The following is a 16,685-nucleotide window of genomic DNA, read 5'->3' as shown; positions in this document are numbered from 1 at the left end:
TTTGATGTTTTTTTATTTTTTATTTTTCATTTAGACTTAATATGCTGAGAAAAAGTTCAATAATTTCAGTACGATTTTTATTGAGTTGAATTTTTTATTTTAATGAGAGATATTATAATGTTTGGGAAAAGTTATTTAGTTTGCTTGTGCGATTAACTTATATGCATAGGATTTTTGAAACTCTTCAGGTCGATTGTGTCCGAGAGCACGCGATACAATTAAACAAGCCTTCCTATCAAGGACAACGCCTTTTAATTCCCCTCTTAGATAAATTTTTTCCTTTTTATCCTTGATGTCTTTAGGATCTCGGGCGACAAGAAGATAAAGACGTTTTGCATATTCAGCACGATATTTATGAGGTTTTAAAGCAGATGGAACTTGAAACACACGCTTTTTACCAGCTAGTTTAAATTCTTCAACAAGCCTCTCTAATTCTTCTTTGTCTCGTGTAATAATCGGAACCCATCGGTCTCGTGCTCCTTTGGATTTATGCTTTTTACCAATAATTTTAAGATAGTATCGACCATCTTCACGTTGATGTAGAGAATCACCTGTAATAGCTTTTAATTCGTTTTTACGTAGCCCAGTGGCCGATACAATTGAAAACCAGCGATTATTTGTTTCTTCAGACATCCTGTCGTCATTAGACTTCAAACGATTATTCTTTTTGGCGGCTCGATATCGAATATCTGTTGCAACAAAAGCAGTAGAAGATACACCTAAGACTTTGGCTAATGCTGCTTTATAGGTTGACTGGGTTGGAGCAGAAAGTCCTAATTTCTTACAACGTTCTAAGTATTGATTTACTAAGTCAATCCATCCCTCAATATCGTTAGATTTATCAAGAGCTTCTAACTCTTCGGCAGTAGTTATTGAGGCAACAAAGGAAGCGAATCTGCTCCAGGAACCAGCGTAGTTATGAAGAGTTCGGTCTGTATGGATTAAATGAATGTCTTCTCCCGTTTTTTTAGATTCATTTCGCTTGATACCCTTTCCTTTTTTAAAGCGCGTGACTAGATTAGTTAGTCCTTTTGATTGGACGAATTGTTTACGGCCTTCGAAAGTTGTTAGAGAATCCATCTGTTGTTTCTTAGCTTTCTCTTTAGCTTTTCGTCGATCAGCACGACTACGTTTCTTCTTTGCCATAGTTCTTTCCTTTCTATAGTAGATAATGTGCTTTTAAAGAAGGTCTTAAGAAAATTCTTAAGGTCTTTTTTAATTCAAGTTGAAGTAGTGCAGTGACTTAAGCTTATATTCACTGATGTAGTATCTTCCCTTTGCTGAGGGCGCTTCTTAATTGATGGCTAAGAAGATAACCAAGTCATTTTACAACATGACAAGTTGACTCAATTCAAATAAGATGTAGAGTTCCATCTTGCAGATAAAGATCTGTTGTTTTTTCTTGTTAGTCTTTTTCAGGTTTAAATGCTCTGAATTTAGCGACTGAGCTAAGCTAGTTTTTGTATTTGATTTTTAGACTTTTGTTATTTACTTTAGTTTTTATACTTTGATTTTTTACTTTGTTATGATCAAAAAATTTTTTTAAACTGCTGTTGACATTATTTTTATTATCTATACATTTATTTTTTATTGGTAAATGAAATACAAAAATTGGTTCCTGTTATTTACTTTAGTTTTTATACTTTGATTTTTTACTTTGTTATGATCAAAAAATTTTTTTAACTGCCATTGACATTTCTTTTGTTATCTATACATTTATTTTTTATTAGTAAATGAAATACAAAAATTGGTTCCTGTTATTTACTTTCGTTTTTTACTTTTATTCTTTACTTTGTTACGATCAAAATTTTTTTTAAAATGCTATTGACATCTCTTTTATTATCTATACATTTATTTTTTTTTAGTTAATGAAATACAAAACTGGTTCTTGCCTAACCCAGCTTAAACCTACTGTTTCCACGATAGCTACCTCCTTTCAAACATAAAAAACGTAGCTATATTAGTTACGTCTCTACTCAATCAATTATCTAGATATTATTAGTATGCCATAAATTTTAAAATAAAAAAATTAGGATAAGATTTTTTTACGTTATTCACTTTTACCTAGTACTGAGTGTTTAGCGTGACTTACACATACGTTCCTGTCAACGCTAAACACACAGAAAAATCAGAATCGCAAAAAAATTGAGGGATGAGAGAAAGAGGAAAAACTACAAAAAAAATTAATAAGAGAAACAACTTATGTATCGTTTTTTCTTAATTATTTTTTTTTATTTTGGAATTTATGGCATACTAAAATTATAATAATACTTACGGAGGAAACCACTATGTTTCTAAAATATTATTCACTCATTAACTATATTCTCTATAAAAATCGCAGAGAATTCGAAAACTCATTTGATTGCTACCCCAAAAAGACAGTGTATGAGTTCCATATCAGGGAGTCTACAGGAGGAATGAAAATTAGACAAAAAGAACATAATGCAATTCATGTTAGCCTATTTTCTAATAGTGGAAGTTATATTACACTTTACTTAAGGAATTTTACGCCAGAAGATTTGGTGGCTGTGATGAATTCATTAATCAAGCAGAAGAAACAACTTGGATATGAGCGGTTGATTTGCTTGTTATCAGAGCTCAAAAATGATGAACGCTTAAGTTTATTGATGAAGTTATCCAAAATGAAATAAACATACTGGGACCAAGCAAACTGCACCCCAAAAGTTAGACAGAAAAAACTAACTTTTGGGGTGTATTTCAGTCCCTCTTCCTTTAAAAATCCGAATCATCATTTTTATTTCAAATAAGGTAGTGATTCGGTTGATTTATATTGCAATGTAGTGAAATTTAGAATTTCAGAAATCGCTTTGAATCAAGGTCTATACCGTCTAGTGACGTGTAGTGAATCCCTATTTTACTTCTATAAATAACAAACAGGGCAGAGCATTGTATCATATAGAAATTTCAATGTTCTTAAGAGGTGGAACTAGTCAGTCCGCTAAGTATAATAAGAAAAGTAGAAAATCCTATAAGGATATTGACGATCTAGTCGATTTTGATAGACCTGTTCACATAGTTCCCCATATGTTCCGACATAGTTTTGTTTCAGTCATGGCTGATAAGATTGTAAGCCTAAACGTTATTAGAGAGTTTGTAGGACATTCAGAAGATAGTAGAGATATAGAAAAAATCTATCTTCATGTCATGCAAAAAGGAAAACATAAAATTGAACAAGCCATGATAGATTTAGCTAAAATCATAAAATGAGTAATAGTTGTGGTTATTGATTCAGTTTCATTAAAAAAATGATATGATAGTGATATAAAGTATCAATTAGGTGTAGGTATGATAAATAGACAAGCTAAGAAGTTTTTTGATTATTATTTAAAAATAGTTGCAACAGAAGAATATCAATCTTATTATCAAAGACATGAGCAGGAAGGATTAGAATTTCATAAAAAGTGCATTGAAGAAAAACATCCCGAATGGAGGACACGGACAGACTATTTTGATGAATTCTCAATTGGCGAGTTTATTATTTTAGATACACTTTCAAATGAGGGTGTTAATAAATTAACGAAGCGTTTATATTCGTTGCCAAAGTCGAAATTTAAAGTGAAAAATTATTATAAAAAACCTACTATATTTAAAAAATACGACTATGTCCATTTAGAATATTTAAGGCATGGAGTCGGAATTTTTGCTGAAATTGAGATAATTGGAGATAAATTTTTCAGCAATATTGAAATAAGTTGGGCGACGGTAAATAATTATTATGCTATTTTTCAATATAGATTTCATTTTAAACAAGTATTGACAGAGTCTAATCTTCAATTATTTATTTCTGATAATATCAATAACTTGAGTAAAAAAGATTACATTAATTGGTATATTCTGGATGATAAGGACGATAAACTTAATTATCTAGCTATTGATCAGATGACAAATGAACTTCCTTCTTTGATATATCAACATTACATAACTACGTTTTTATATAGCGAAAATGGGAAAATGAACAAATTAATTAATCTAGCAGTTGCTTTTCGAAAAGAAAAAGTTGATATAGATAAAATATACTTCGGGGATATTAGTTATAGTCTATATAATAAGAAAGGTAATTACTATATTTCAAATAGTTTTAATGATAGCAATTATGTTCTATACTCAGGAAATAATTTCATTCCTGGATTTAGTATTTTAGGGTCTATATCGCAATATGGGAACGAGCTCTATTACTTATTATTTGGAGAGCGAGAACTTCACATTTTTGAAAGAGATTTTTCGAAATATGTATCAGGAAGAAAGAACATAATGTTTAATAAAAATTTTTTAAACCTTTTGAAAAAGATACAAAGCCTATCGGAGTCAGAAAACAGAATAGATATTTCTAATTTTAAAAAAGACTTTGAAGATTCTTGGACTATATTTGTATCAAATGACGAAGTTCAACTAGAAAATTTATTTCATAAAAATCTGTCATATTATCGAAATGTAATTAAAGAAAATTATTCCTATTTGAATATGCTTACAGAGATAAATTACACAAAGGCAAATACCATAAGTTCTATCGTTGCTACGATAGTCTCCATTATTGCTACCATTATATCTGTTATTGCTCTCCTAAAGTGATATAATCAGTTAAAATTCAGTTGTTTTGCTAAAATTAAAAGAAAAAAGCCTTTGAAATGCTGATTTCATAGGCTTTTAATATATCTAATCACTTCACTTCTATAAAAAGATTAAATAATTTCTATTTTAGCTGTTAGAAACGTTGGTACATCAATGTTTTTAGAATGCTACATAATAAAAGGTAGAGTGAATGGTAAAGTAGTAAAAATAGTTGTTATCCTAGTTGATTAAAAAAATCTCTGATTTCCTCATCTTTTATAAAATAATATATAATTTTCCCCTCTCTTCTAGTATCCAAAATGTTTTGATTGGCTAGTTTACGAAGATGGTGGGATGCAGATGCCATACTGAGATCTAGTAAAAAGGCTATATCACAGACACAGAGTTCTTCAACAGCAAGGAGATAAAAGATGATATTTATCTGTTTATTATCGGTAAACTTTGATAAAATACGAAGTGATTTTTGGACTTTTTCCTTTTCAAGGTAGTTCGTTGCGGTTGTAACATTTTGTTGATTTATAATATTCACCTGGCATATACTATCTTTTTTCATATTTTTTTCTCCTAGCCGAACACAGTCCTTAGCATGTCAAAGCTGTTGTTTTCAATCAGGATATACATCCCCAATCCTAAATAAACAACGGTAATAAACCATCTGCTATATTTTTCCAAAGTTTCTCCAACAGAAGGGACTTGTGCCAATTTTTGGGCAGAAAAAACCAAGAGATAAATCATGACTAGAAAGGTAAGTAAAGCCACTATCAAATTCGCTAAATTTAAGGTAATAAAATATGGGACAAAAACACCAATATTGTCAGCACCACAACTTGCAAAAGTAATCATAGCGACTAGAAAAATCAGGTTTTTATTATCTTTGCGCAAACCATCTTTTGCAATAGCTTCTCCATCAGAATCTCCTAAAAGCAAAACTTTGAGTCCTAGGAAAATTGGAATCAAACCGAGCAAGCCTAAAATCTCTTTACTAGGAATATAATTTAAGACAAATGCAAAAAGTAAACTTAGCAGTATTAGACTAACAGAGCCTAGAAACTGTCCTAAATAGATGTTAATGATGTCTTTTCTGCTTTTTCTTTTGGCAAAAAATAACATTAGAATAATAAGTAAGTCTACGGCTGTCCCAGAATACAGGATTATTGAAGTAACAACATTTTGAATCATAAAATACCTCATTCAAATATATTTTTGAATGTATTCTAACATTAAACTTTGTAGATGTCAACTTAAAATCCACCAAAATATAGATAAGAAGTTAGTGTACCAAATATTAAAAAGCCCTGCCATCGAAATGATAGCAGGGCTTAACTTCAATATCCAGATGATATATTTATCTAAAAAAGGTAGAGTTTGGACTGAAATATAGTGAAATGTATTGAAATTGAAAAAAGAAAAAACGCTTGAAATCAGCGTTTTTCTTATGTATTGATTCGTATTGAATGCTTACTTCACTTCTGTAATTATCAAGTATTACAATCTATATTTCTTTTAATATTTTACCAAATAATTCTTCTAGCTTCCCTAAGTCTCCATAGACAGTTCCGTCCATATAAAGGTTGTAAACTTCATCATCTTGTTCCACTCGTATTTGTGCAGAATACCCTTTTAATAGTGCTAAGGAACGAATAACTTCTCGTTGAGTTCGTCCATTTCCTTCTCGAAAGGGATGGAAATAATTAAGATTATCAAGAATTTTTGCTAAATGTTTAATGATTTCATCTTTTGAGTTGGCAGTTTGATGATAGGAATGAATGAGATGATTTATATAAGTTTCTGCAGCATTAAACGACTGTATCGACATAAAAGGATTACCACTTTTAGAGATATTCACCTTGCGATATTGTCCTGACCAGGCATAAACATCTTGAAACAAATAGTTATGAATGGCTAAAATATTACTCATGGAATAGACTTCAATGGCTTTCAAGCGCAAGTCTGCAAGTCTTTTAGTAACGAATAAGTGTTCATTTCGGTAGGCTTCTTCAATATTTGTAACATTTTGTTTGTTGATTAAAACTGTGGAATTTGGATAGGTATATTGGTGATTAGGGTCAATGTACTTATAGCCTTCGTATTGATTTTTAACCAATATTCAATTCCTTTCGTCTATTGACAACATAAGTTTTTAAATCAATCACATCTTGAACAGTAGGTTCATAATTTTCAATCATTGATGATCCAATAGCATACCAGACGGTATCGAAATCTGAAAAATTATCAAAGGGAATCCCTAAAATTGTTAATTCTTCTTTATTTACATCAAGAGTCATGGCACACCTCCTTATATAACGTTACCTTTATTATACCATAAAATCGGTATTTTTACCTAAAGGGATAGAGACTAAAAAACATAGTATGTTTAATGTAGATTTATGATAAAATAGTTTTATTATAAAAAGAAATAACAGAGGTATAGCATGGAGCCATATATTACAGAAGCTTTAGTAAAAGCAGGGATTGAATTGGGAACTCTAACATTTAAGGGAACAACAACACTAGTGAATAGTAAAATTCAATCATTAAAGGAAGAACGTAACGCCGATAAATTACGAAATACTTATGATGAAATTGTAAATGAGTTACTTTCGGAACGAGAACAGGCAATCAGAATTGCTCAGGCATATAAAGAAGAATATGAAAAAGTACATATTGATGATAAAGATATTGAGTATTTGCACAACACTTTAGAACGGGTTATTTCTCTTCTATCTTCATTTACTAATGTTGAAGATGGGAAAGAAGATTCAATGAAACAATTGGTTGCTTTACTTAATAAAGATACTTTAAAGACTATGCAATTATTAGGATTTAATTACAAGGAGGCAATAGGAGAACCTTTAACGGAGGTTTGCTCAAATGCTATAAGAAATAAATTAGGAAGTCTATCATCTAAGAATAATGTACGTAACAAAAAATAATTGAACCAATGGTGTGAACTTTATGGTAAAATCTAGCTCAATTCGTGTATTTTTAGGGTAAAATTCACATCATTCAACTGAAATTGATTCAAATTAGATGAAATTCTGTTTTCTGTAAATGTGGGAAAACATTGATTTTAAGCGGATATTGAAACTTATTCAAATAAAAATGTTTCCAACTAGGTCTTAAGAAAGCTTGTAAAGCATCAAATAATAGAAAAATAAAATTTAATATAAAAAAATCCCATCAGAATATTTCTGGTGGGATTTTTGGTGGGGAACCAATCAATTTTGATTTATTTTTAACCTTTTATAACAACTGAAAATGCTGTTAAATCAACCATTTCACTTCAAATCATGTTTATAAATCATTCCCACTCAACGGTTGCTGGTGGTTTACTTGTAATATCGTAGACGATACGGTTAACGTGATCCACTTCATTTACGATACGTACAGAAATCTTTTGAAGGATATCCCAAGGAATTTTGGCAAAGTCAGCTGTCATACCATCGATAGAAGTGATAGCGCGAATGGCAATGGTGTAGTCATATGTACGACCGTCACCCATAACACCTACTGAACGAACGCCTGTGTTGACAGTGAAGTATTGCCAGATATCGCGGTCAAGACCAGCTTTAGCGATTTCTTCACGAAGGATAGCATCAGACTCACGGACAGTTTCTAGTTTTTCTTCAGTGATTTCGCCCATGACACGGATAGCAAGTCCTGGTCCTGGGAATGGTTGGCGCCATACGATGTGATCTGGCATACCAAGCTCTGTACCAAGGGCACGAACTTCGTCCTTGTAAAGAGTGTTCAATGGTTCAATCAATTCAAACTGCATATCTTCTGGAAGACCACCAACGTTGTGGTGTGATTTGATGGTTTGAGCTGTGTCAGTACCAGACTCAATCACGTCAGTGTAAAGCGTCCCCTGAGCAAGGAATTTCACATCTTTGAGCTTGCTTGCTTCGTCATCAAAGACATAAACAAACTCGTTACCAATAATCTTCCGTTTTTGTTCAGGATCAGATACACCTGCAAGTTTATCAAGGAAGCGTTTTGCAGCGTCTGCTTTGACGATATTCAAACCAAACTTACCACCAAGCATGTCCATAACTTGGTCAGCCTCTCCCTTACGGAGAAGACCGTGGTCTACAAAGATACAGATTAATTGATCACCGATCGCTTTTTGAAGAAGAACTCCAACAACAGAAGAGTCAACACCACCTGATAGGCCGAGAAGAACACGCTTGTCACCTACAGTTTCACGGATTTTCTTGATCTGCATATCGATAAAGTTGTCCATTGACCAGTCGCCTTTAGCCTTACAGATGTTAAGGGCAAAGTTGCGAAGGATATCATTCCCGTATACAGAATGGCGAACTTCTGGGTGGAATTGGATACCATAGATGTGCTTTTCTGGGTTTTCAATAGCTGCATAAGGACAGTCAGCAGAAGTTCCAGTACGAACAAAATCAGCTGGAATTTCTGTTACAGCATCACCATGGCTCATCAAAACAATCTGTTCTTCAGGAGTCCCTTCAAAGAGGGCAGAAGTGGTATGAGTAAGTGGTGATTGGCCATACTCGCGGTTACCAGCATCACCTGCAGGAACAACTTTTCCTCCAAGTTTATGAGTTAAAAGTTGCATACCATAGCAGATTCCCAAAATTGGAATGCCAAGTTCAAAAATTTCTGGATCAATATCAAATGAACCATCTTCGTATACAGAGTTTGGTCCACCAGAGAGGATGATCCCTACAGGGTTAATGGCACGAACCTCTGCAGCTGAGATTTTGTGACTTTTTAGCTCTGAAAAAACACCAATTTCACGAATACGGCGTGAAATCAGCTGGTTGTATTGGCTACCATAGTCCAGCACGATGATTTTTTCGACATCTTGCAAATCAGTTGAAATGTTGCTCATCTTTTTCCTTTCTCAAAAGAAATATCTTTTTCAATATTCTATCACAAATAGGGGCGAATTACCAACTAAACAAGGCAAAGTTTGACTTTTTCTTAGCAAATACGGTACAATGGAGAAAATAAAGAAAAGAAGAGAGAATCATGTTACCAGCTTATATGAAAATCCACGATCAGATCAAGAAGGATATAGATGAGCATCATTGGAAAATCGGAGAGAGGCTTCCAAGTGAGCGAGATTTAGCTGAACAGTTTCAAGTTAGCCGGATGACATTACGCCAAGCTCTCTCTCTCTTGGTCGAGGAAGGAGTTTTGGAGCGTCGTGTAGGAAGTGGAACCTTTGTCTCTAGCACTCGTGTCCAAGAAACAATGCGAGGAACAACCAGTTTTACGGAGATTGTCAAATCTCAAGGGAAAGTACCTTCCAGCCAACTCATTTCTTACAGAAGAACCATTCCAAATGAGCAAGAGGTCGCAAAGCTGGGGATTACTCCAACAGAGAATATTATCCGCATGGAACGGGTGCGTTATGCTGACCAAGTTCCACTAGTCTATGAAGTCGCATCCATTCCTGAGAAATTTATTAAGGATTTCAAAAAAGAAGAAATCACCAGTCACTTCTTTCAAACTTTGCAGCAGTATGGCTACCGGATTGGCAAATCCCAACAGACCATTTATGCGAGATTGGCTAAGGAAAAGATTGCTGACTATCTGGAAGTCGAAAAGGGGCATGCGATTTTAGCCTTGACTCAGGTTTCTTATCTTGAAGATGGGACAGCTTTTGAATATGTAAAGAGTCAATACGTGGGTGAACGCTTTGAATTTTATCTTGAAAATAACTAGTTTAGAAAGGCTAGTTTTTTGTTTTCTTAAAAGATTAGAATTGTCAAAACAATCTGTCTAGGCTTGATTTTATCCTTTATTTACTATAAAATGAGAAGGAAAAACGTCAAACTTTTATATTGCAAATAGGAGAAAAAATGACAAAAACATTAAAACGTCCTGAGGTTTTATCGCCTGCAGGGACTTTAGAGAAGCTAAAAGTGGCTGTTCGGTATGGAGCTGATGCTGTTTTTATAGGTGGACAAGCTTATGGTCTTCGTAGCCGTGCAGGAAACTTCACCTTTGAACAGATGGAAGAAGGCGTGCAGTTCGCTGCCAAGTATGGTGCCAAGGTCTATGTAGCTGCCAACATGGTTATGCACGAAGGAAATGAAGCTGGGGCTGGTGAGTGGTTCCGTAAGTTGCGTGACATTGGGATTGCGGCAGTTATCGTGTCAGATCCGGCCTTGATTATGATTGCAGCAACAGAAGCACCAGGTCTTGAAATCCACCTCTCTACTCAAGCCAGTGCGACGAACTATGAAACGCTTGAATTTTGGAAAGAACTGGGCTTGACTCGTGTCGTTTTGGCGCGTGAGGTCTCAATGGAAGAATTGGCAGAGATTCGCAAACGCACAGACGTAGAGATTGAAGCCTTTGTACATGGAGCGATGTGTATTTCCTACTCAGGTCGCTGTACGCTTTCAAACCACATGAGTATGCGCGATGCCAACCGTGGTGGTTGTTCGCAGTCTTGCCGTTGGAAATACGACCTTTACGACATGCCTTTTGGTCAAGAACGTAAGAGTCTTAAAGGTGAAATTCCAGAAGAATTTTCAATGTCAGCCGTTGACATGTCTATGATTGATCATATTCCAGATATGATTGAAAATGGTGTAGATAGTCTAAAAATTGAAGGTCGTATGAAGTCAATCCACTATGTTTCAACTGTGACCAACTGTTACAAGGCGGCTGTGGATGCTTACCTTGAAAGCCCAGAAAAATTTGAAGCTATTAAACAAGACCTGGTAGATGAGATGTGGAAAGTTGCCCAACGTGAATTGGCAACAGGTTTCTACTATAGCACACCTACAGAAAATGAACAGTTGTTTGGTGCACGTCGTAAAATCCCTGAATACAAGTTTGTCGCTGAGGTGGTTTCTTATGATGATGCAACCCAGACAGCAACCATTCGTCAACGGAATGTTATCAATGAAGGAGATCAAGTTGAGTTTTATGGACCAGGTTTCCGTCATTTTGAAACCTATATCGAAAATCTTCACGATTCTAAAGGCAATAAAATCGACCGTGCTCCAAATCCAATGGAACTCTTGACCATTAAGGTTCCTCAACCTGTGCAAGCTGGGGATATGGTTCGAGCTCTCAAAGAAGGTCTTATCAATCTCTATAAGGAAGACGGGACAAGTGTCACAGTTCGTGCCTAGATAAGGAAAAGTGAATGATTCAAGTGCAAGGATTGTTGGTAGATAATGAAAGCAGATGTGTTCACTATCATGGTGAAAAGGATATTATTTCCCTCCAGTGCTATGAGTGTAAAAAATACTATGCTTGCTATCAGTGCCACAATGCTATAGAAACGCATTTGTTTTCACCTTACCCCTTGACGCTTGCGGAGGATCGACCGATTTTATGTGGGGCTTGTAAGAGGACAATAACATTTCAAGAATATCAAAAACAAATAGCCTGCCCTTATTGCAAATCTCCATTTAATCCAGGGTGTAAACAACACTATTCCTACTATTTTAAATAAACTGAAAAATACAAGTTTCAAACTTGTATTTTTCAGTTTATTTCAGAAAATATAGTAAAATCAAGAAAAACTCGCAATCTAAAATGGAAAAACTTTCTATAGAATGGTGTAAAAATAGCAAAAATAGAAATATATTATCTGAAACGCTTTCAACGTAAGTAAAAAGTTGACAAATCAAAATTTTAGGACTAAACTAAGTAAGTAAATTTTAAATAAAAGGAGAATTCATCATGAATTTAACATTTTTCGGTCTTTGTCTTGCCTGTATGGGTGTATCTCTTGCAGAAGGTATGTTGATGAACGGTTTGTTCAAATCAGCAGCTCGCCAACCAGACATCATCCCACAATTACGTAGCTTAATGATCATGGGGATTGCCTTTATTGAAGGAACGTTCTTGGTTACCCTCGTCTTTTCATTCGTCATCAAATAGACAAATGGAACGAGAAGAAAAGGGAGGATTCTAGATGGAAGAAAGTATCAATCCAACCATCAATATTGGTCCTGTTACCTTTGATTTAACCATGTTAGCCATGACCTTGTTGATTGTGGGAGTTGTTTTTGGCTTTATCTATTGGGCAAGTCGCAATATGACTTTGAAACCCAAAGGAAAGCAAAATGTACTTGAGTATTTCTATGACTTCGTTATTGGATTTACAGAACCTAACATTGGTAAAAGCTACATGAAAGACTACTCGCTCTTTTTCCTTTGTCTATTTCTATTTATGGTACTGGCAAATAACCTCGGTTTGATGGCCAAACTTCAAACTACAGATGGGACAAACCTTTGGACATCGCCAACTGCAAATCTCCAGTTTGACTTGGCCTTGTCATTTGGAATTATCCTGATGACCCATATTGAAGGGATTCGTCGCCGTGGGATTAAAAAATATCTAAAAGCCTATATCACACCTGGCTTTATGACTCCCATGAATATCTTAGAAGAGTTTACCAACTTTTTATCACTTGCCTTGCGGGTGTTCGGAAATATCTTTGCTGGAGAAGTGATGGCTAGTTTGCTAATCACTCTATCTCATCAAGCTCTATATTGGTATCCAGTTGCTTTTGGTGCTAACTTGGCTTGGACAGCCTTTTCTGTCTTTATTTCCTGCATCCAAGCCTATGTGTTTACCATGTTGTCTTCTATGTACTTAGGAAATAAGATAAATGATGGAGAAGAGTAGAAAGGAGTAACAGATGCACGTAACAGTAGGTGAATTAATTGGTAACTTTATTTTAATCGCTGGCTCTTTTATCCTTTTGATTGTCTTAGTTAAGAAATATGCGTGGTCAAACTTGACAAGTGTCTTCGAAGAAAGGGCAAATAAAATTGCTGCTGATATTGATGGAGCTGAACAAGCTCGTCAAAAAGCAGAAACTCTTGCTCAAAAACGTGAAGATGAATTGGCTGGAAGTCGCAACGAGGCCAAAACAATCATTGAAAATGCTAAAGAGACTGCAGAAAAGAGTAAAGCAGATATTCTGGCAGATGCTAAAGTAGAAGCAGGTCGCTTAAAAGAGAAGGCGAATCAAGAAATTGCTCAGAATAAAGCTGAGGCTTTGCAAAGTGTTAAGGGCGAGGTGGCAGATTTGACCGTTAGTCTCGCTGGTAAAATCATCTCAAAAAACCTTGACAGTCATGCTCATAAGGAACTCATTGATCAGTATATCGATCAGCTAGGAGAAGCCTAATGGACAAGAAAACAGCAAAGGTAATTGAAAAATACAGCATGCCTTTTGTCCAATTAGTGATTGAAAAAGGAGAAGAGGACCGGATTTTTTCAGACTTGGATCAAATCAAGCAAGTCGCAGAAGAAACGGGCTTACCTTCTTTTTTAGCTCAGGTGGCAGTTGATGAGTCTGATAAGGAAAAAACAGTTGGTTTCTTTCAAGACTCTGTCTCACCTTTAATGCAAAACTTTATTCAGGTTCTGATTTACAATCACAGAGCAAATCTTTTTTATGATATCATTGTTGATTGTTTGAATCGTCTTGAAAGAGAAACCAATCAGTTTATAGTCACGATTTCTTCAGCTCATTCTTTAACAGATGAACAGAAGGAACGTTTGCTTCCCTTGATAGAGAAAAAAATGTCTCTGAAAGTACGGAGTATTAAAGAACAAATTGATGAAGGGCTCATTGGTGGTTTTGTCATTTTTGCTAATCACAAGACAATTGATGTGAGTATTAAACAACAACTTCGAGTTGTTAAAGAAAATTTGAAATAGAAAGTGGTGTTCTTTTGGCAATTAACGCACAAGAAATCAGCGCTTTAATTAAGCAACAAATTGAAAATTTCAAACCCAATTTTGATGTGTCTGAAACAGGTGTTGTAACCTATATCGGGGACGGAATTGCGCGTGCTCACGGTCTTGAAAATGCCATGAGTGGAGAGTTGTTGATCTTTGAAAACGGCTCTTATGGGATGGCGCAAAACTTGGAGTCTACAGACGTTGGGATTATCATCCTTGGAGACTTTACAGATATTCGTGAAGGTGATACCATTCGCCGTACAGGTAAAATTATGGAAGTACCTGTGGGGGACAGCCTAATCGGACGTGTTGTCGACCCACTTGGTCGTCCAGTTGATGGTCTTGGTGACATCCATACTGACAAGACTCGTCCAGTAGAAGCGCCAGCTCCTGGCGTTATGCAACGTAAGTCTGTATCAGAACCATTGCAAACAGGTTTGAAAGCTATTGACGCCCTAGTACCGATTGGTCGTGGTCAACGTGAGTTGATTATTGGTGACCGTCAGACAGGGAAAACAACTATTGCGATTGATACAATCTTGAACCAAAAAGGTCAAGATATGATCTGTATCTACGTAGCAATTGGACAAAAAGAATCAACAGTCCGTACGCAAGTAGAAACACTTCGTCAGTACGGTGCCTTGGACTACACAATCGTTGTGACAGCCTCTGCTTCACAACCATCTCCATTGCTCTTCCTAGCTCCTTATGCTGGAGTTGCTATGGCAGAAGAATTTATGTACCAAGGCAAGCATGTTTTGATTGTTTATGATGATCTTTCAAAACAAGCGGTCGCTTATCGTGAGCTTTCCCTCTTGCTTCGTCGTCCACCAGGTCGTGAAGCCTTCCCAGGGGATGTTTTCTACCTTCACAGCCGTTTGCTTGAGCGCTCAGCTAAAGTTTCTGATGAACTTGGTGGTGGATCTATTACAGCCCTACCATTTATCGAGACACAAGCAGGAGATATCTCTGCCTATATCGCAACCAACGTGATTTCTATCACTGACGGACAAATCTTCCTTGGTGATGGTCTCTTCAATGCGGGTATTCGTCCAGCCATTGATGCGGGTTCATCTGTATCCCGTGTAGGGGGGTCGGCACAGATTAAAGCTATGAAGAAAGTAGCTGGTACACTCCGTATCGACCTTGCTTCATACCGTGAGTTGGAAGCCTTCACCAAGTTTGGTTCTGATTTGGATGCAGCAACACAGGCTAAGTTAAATCGTGGCCGTCGTACTGTGGAAGTATTGAAACAACCTGTCCATAAACCACTACCTGTTGAGAAACAAGTAACCGTTCTCTATGCTTTGACACATGGTTTCTTGGATACGATTCCTGTAGATGACATTGTTCGTTTTGAGGAAGAGTTCCATGCTTTCTTTGATGCTCATTATCCAGAGATTTTGGAAACCATTCGTGAAACAAAAGACTTGCCAGAAGAAGCAGTCTTGGATGCTGCGATTACAGAGTTTCTCAATCAATCCAGCTTCCAATAAGAATAGAGGTGTCAGATGGCAGTATCTCTAAATGATATTAAAACAAAAATCGCCTCAACCAAAAATACGAGTCAAATCACTAATGCCATGCAAATGGTATCGGCTGCCAAGTTAGGTCGCTCTGAAGAAGCAGCGCGCAACTTCCAAGTTTACGCTCAGAAAGTTCGTAAGCTTTTGACGGATATTCTGCATGGTAACGGATCTGGTGGTTCAACCAATCCGATGCTCATCAGTCGCCCAGTTAAGAAAACAGGCTATATCGTTATCACTTCAGACCGTGGCTTGGTTGGAGGTTATAATGCTTCCATCCTTAAAGCCGTTATGGAGTTGAAAGAAGAATACCATCCAGATGGTAAAGATTTTGAGATAATCTGTATCGGTGGTATGGGAGCTGATTTCTTTAAGGCTCGTGGTATTCAGCCAATCTATGAACTACGTGGCTTGGCAGATCAACCTAGTTTTGATGAAGTTCGTAAAATTATTTCAAAAACGATTGAGATGTACCAAAACGAACTTTTTGATGAATTGTACGTCTGCTACAACCATCATGTCAATACTCTCACAAGTCAAATGCGTGTGGAACAAATGCTTCCGATTGTTGACTTGGATCCAAATGAAGCGGATGAAGAGTATAGCTTGACCTTTGAGTTAGAAACGAGCCGTGATGAGATTCTAGAGCAGTTGTTGCCACAGTATGCCGAAAGTATGATTTACGGGGCTATTATCGATGCCAAGACAGCTGAAAATGCTGCAGGTATGACCGCCATGCAAACGGCGACCGATAATGCCAAAAAGGTCATCAATGATTTGACAATCCAGTATAACCGTGCTAGACAGGCGGCGATTACACAAGAAATTACAGAAATCGTAGCGGGGGCTAGTGCCTTAGAATAAGG

The 16,685-nt window shown here is 36.0% G+C and carries 20 protein-coding genes; 14 read left to right on the top strand and 6 right to left on the bottom strand.

Going from position 1 to position 16,685, the window contains the following annotated elements; translation table 11 throughout:
• Positions 1-135: 135 nt before the first annotated feature.
• Complete coding sequence (locus MK395_RS04070; RefSeq protein ID WP_268711326.1) at positions 136-1,146, bottom strand: site-specific integrase; 1,011 nt, start codon at positions 1,144-1,146, stop codon at positions 136-138.
• A 1,271-nt stretch (positions 1,147-2,417) separates the two neighbouring features.
• Between MK395_RS04070 and MK395_RS04065 the strand changes: the two genes are divergently transcribed.
• The 3 genes from MK395_RS04065 (at position 2,418) to MK395_RS04055 (ending at position 4,590) form a co-directional block, all read left to right on the top strand.
• The gene (locus tag MK395_RS04065) at positions 2,418-2,651 is read left to right on the top strand and encodes a hypothetical protein (protein ID WP_268711325.1); all 234 of its coding nucleotides are present in this window, start codon (positions 2,418-2,420) and stop codon (positions 2,649-2,651) included.
• 211 nt (positions 2,652-2,862) lie between these two features.
• The gene (locus MK395_RS04060; protein WP_260468629.1) at positions 2,863-3,228 is read left to right on the top strand and encodes a tyrosine-type recombinase/integrase; all 366 of its coding nucleotides are present in this window, start codon (positions 2,863-2,865) and stop codon (positions 3,226-3,228) included.
• Between the two features lie 78 nt (positions 3,229-3,306).
• Positions 3,307-4,590 (top strand): hypothetical protein, encoded by a 1,284-nt coding sequence (locus MK395_RS04055; RefSeq protein WP_268711324.1) that lies wholly within the window; start codon positions 3,307-3,309, stop codon positions 4,588-4,590.
• A gap of 214 nt (positions 4,591-4,804) precedes the next feature.
• Here the strand turns inward: MK395_RS04055 and cadX are convergent, their stop codons facing one another.
• Together cadX and MK395_RS04045 are read right to left on the bottom strand one after the other, a co-directional pair.
• On the bottom strand, positions 4,805-5,143 hold the full coding sequence (gene cadX / locus MK395_RS04050; protein ID WP_247953929.1) for an ArsR/SmtB family transcription factor: 339 nt from the start codon (positions 5,141-5,143) through the stop codon (positions 4,805-4,807).
• A gap of 11 nt (positions 5,144-5,154) precedes the next feature.
• A complete protein-coding gene (locus MK395_RS04045; protein ID WP_326845689.1) occupies positions 5,155-5,769 on the bottom strand; it encodes a CadD family cadmium resistance transporter in 615 nt (204 codons plus the stop codon).
• A gap of 28 nt (positions 5,770-5,797) precedes the next feature.
• Between MK395_RS04045 and MK395_RS04040 the strand changes: the two genes are divergently transcribed.
• Complete coding sequence (locus MK395_RS04040; protein WP_268711323.1) at positions 5,798-5,971, top strand: FanG protein; 174 nt, start codon at positions 5,798-5,800, stop codon at positions 5,969-5,971.
• Between the two features lie 111 nt (positions 5,972-6,082).
• Here the strand turns inward: MK395_RS04040 and MK395_RS04035 are convergent, their stop codons facing one another.
• Positions 6,083-6,694 (bottom strand): Fic/DOC family protein, encoded by a 612-nt coding sequence (locus MK395_RS04035; protein WP_000240415.1) that lies wholly within the window; start codon positions 6,692-6,694, stop codon positions 6,083-6,085.
• Entirely contained in the window at positions 6,687-6,875 is a 189-nt protein-coding gene (locus MK395_RS04030) for a hypothetical protein (protein ID WP_000171300.1), read from the bottom strand. The genes MK395_RS04035 and MK395_RS04030 overlap by 8 nt, the downstream gene beginning before the upstream one ends.
• Positions 6,876-7,022: 147 nt before the next feature.
• Here MK395_RS04030 and MK395_RS04025 point away from each other — a divergent pair, with 147 nt between their 5' ends.
• A complete protein-coding gene (locus MK395_RS04025; protein WP_125421620.1) occupies positions 7,023-7,523 on the top strand; it encodes a hypothetical protein in 501 nt (166 codons plus the stop codon).
• 368 nt (positions 7,524-7,891) lie between these two features.
• On the opposite strand, the gene guaA is transcribed toward MK395_RS04025, so the two are convergent.
• The gene (gene guaA, locus MK395_RS04020) at positions 7,892-9,454 is read right to left on the bottom strand and encodes a glutamine-hydrolyzing GMP synthase (RefSeq protein WP_268711322.1); all 1,563 of its coding nucleotides are present in this window, start codon (positions 9,452-9,454) and stop codon (positions 7,892-7,894) included.
• Positions 9,455-9,594: 140 nt separating this feature from the next.
• On the opposite strand from guaA, the gene MK395_RS04015 reads away from it, so the two are divergent.
• From MK395_RS04015 to MK395_RS03975, 9 genes are all read left to right on the top strand, one after another.
• Positions 9,595-10,293, top strand: a complete 699-nt coding sequence (locus tag MK395_RS04015; protein WP_268711321.1) for a GntR family transcriptional regulator — start codon at positions 9,595-9,597, stop codon at positions 10,291-10,293.
• Positions 10,294-10,430: 137 nt separating this feature from the next.
• Complete coding sequence (locus MK395_RS04010; RefSeq protein ID WP_000169124.1) at positions 10,431-11,717, top strand: peptidase U32 family protein; 1,287 nt, start codon at positions 10,431-10,433, stop codon at positions 11,715-11,717.
• A 14-nt stretch (positions 11,718-11,731) separates the two neighbouring features.
• Positions 11,732-12,043: a CHY zinc finger protein gene (locus tag MK395_RS04005; protein ID WP_268711320.1), complete on the top strand. Its 312-nt coding sequence runs from the start codon at positions 11,732-11,734 to the stop codon at positions 12,041-12,043.
• Positions 12,044-12,273: 230 nt separating this feature from the next.
• Positions 12,274-12,474 carry a F0F1 ATP synthase subunit C gene (locus MK395_RS04000; RefSeq protein ID WP_001054556.1) on the top strand — a complete coding sequence of 67 codons (201 nt, stop codon included), beginning with the start codon at positions 12,274-12,276 and terminating at the stop codon, positions 12,472-12,474.
• Positions 12,475-12,508: 34 nt separating this feature from the next.
• Positions 12,509-13,225, top strand: coding sequence for a F0F1 ATP synthase subunit A (gene atpB, locus MK395_RS03995; RefSeq protein ID WP_000392869.1), 717 nt, complete (start codon positions 12,509-12,511; stop codon positions 13,223-13,225).
• Between the two features lie 13 nt (positions 13,226-13,238).
• Positions 13,239-13,733: a F0F1 ATP synthase subunit B gene (atpF, locus tag MK395_RS03990; protein WP_000558544.1), complete on the top strand. Its 495-nt coding sequence runs from the start codon at positions 13,239-13,241 to the stop codon at positions 13,731-13,733.
• Complete coding sequence (locus tag MK395_RS03985) at positions 13,733-14,269, top strand: F0F1 ATP synthase subunit delta (RefSeq protein WP_268711319.1); 537 nt, start codon at positions 13,733-13,735, stop codon at positions 14,267-14,269. Before atpF ends, MK395_RS03985 begins: the two co-directional genes overlap by 1 nt.
• Before the next feature lie 14 nt (positions 14,270-14,283).
• Positions 14,284-15,789 carry a F0F1 ATP synthase subunit alpha gene (gene atpA, locus MK395_RS03980; protein ID WP_268711318.1) on the top strand — a complete coding sequence of 502 codons (1,506 nt, stop codon included), beginning with the start codon at positions 14,284-14,286 and terminating at the stop codon, positions 15,787-15,789.
• 15 nt (positions 15,790-15,804) lie between these two features.
• Positions 15,805-16,683 (top strand): F0F1 ATP synthase subunit gamma, encoded by an 879-nt coding sequence (locus MK395_RS03975; RefSeq protein WP_000301228.1) that lies wholly within the window; start codon positions 15,805-15,807, stop codon positions 16,681-16,683.
• Positions 16,684-16,685 lie beyond the last annotated feature (2 nt).

It is taken from the genome of Streptococcus oralis (assembly GCF_026782085.1).
Taxonomy (GTDB): Bacteria; Bacillota; Bacilli; order Lactobacillales; family Streptococcaceae; genus Streptococcus; species Streptococcus oralis_DA.
Note: the sequence above shows the minus strand (reverse complement) of the source record. Positions and strands in the feature narration are given on the sequence as shown.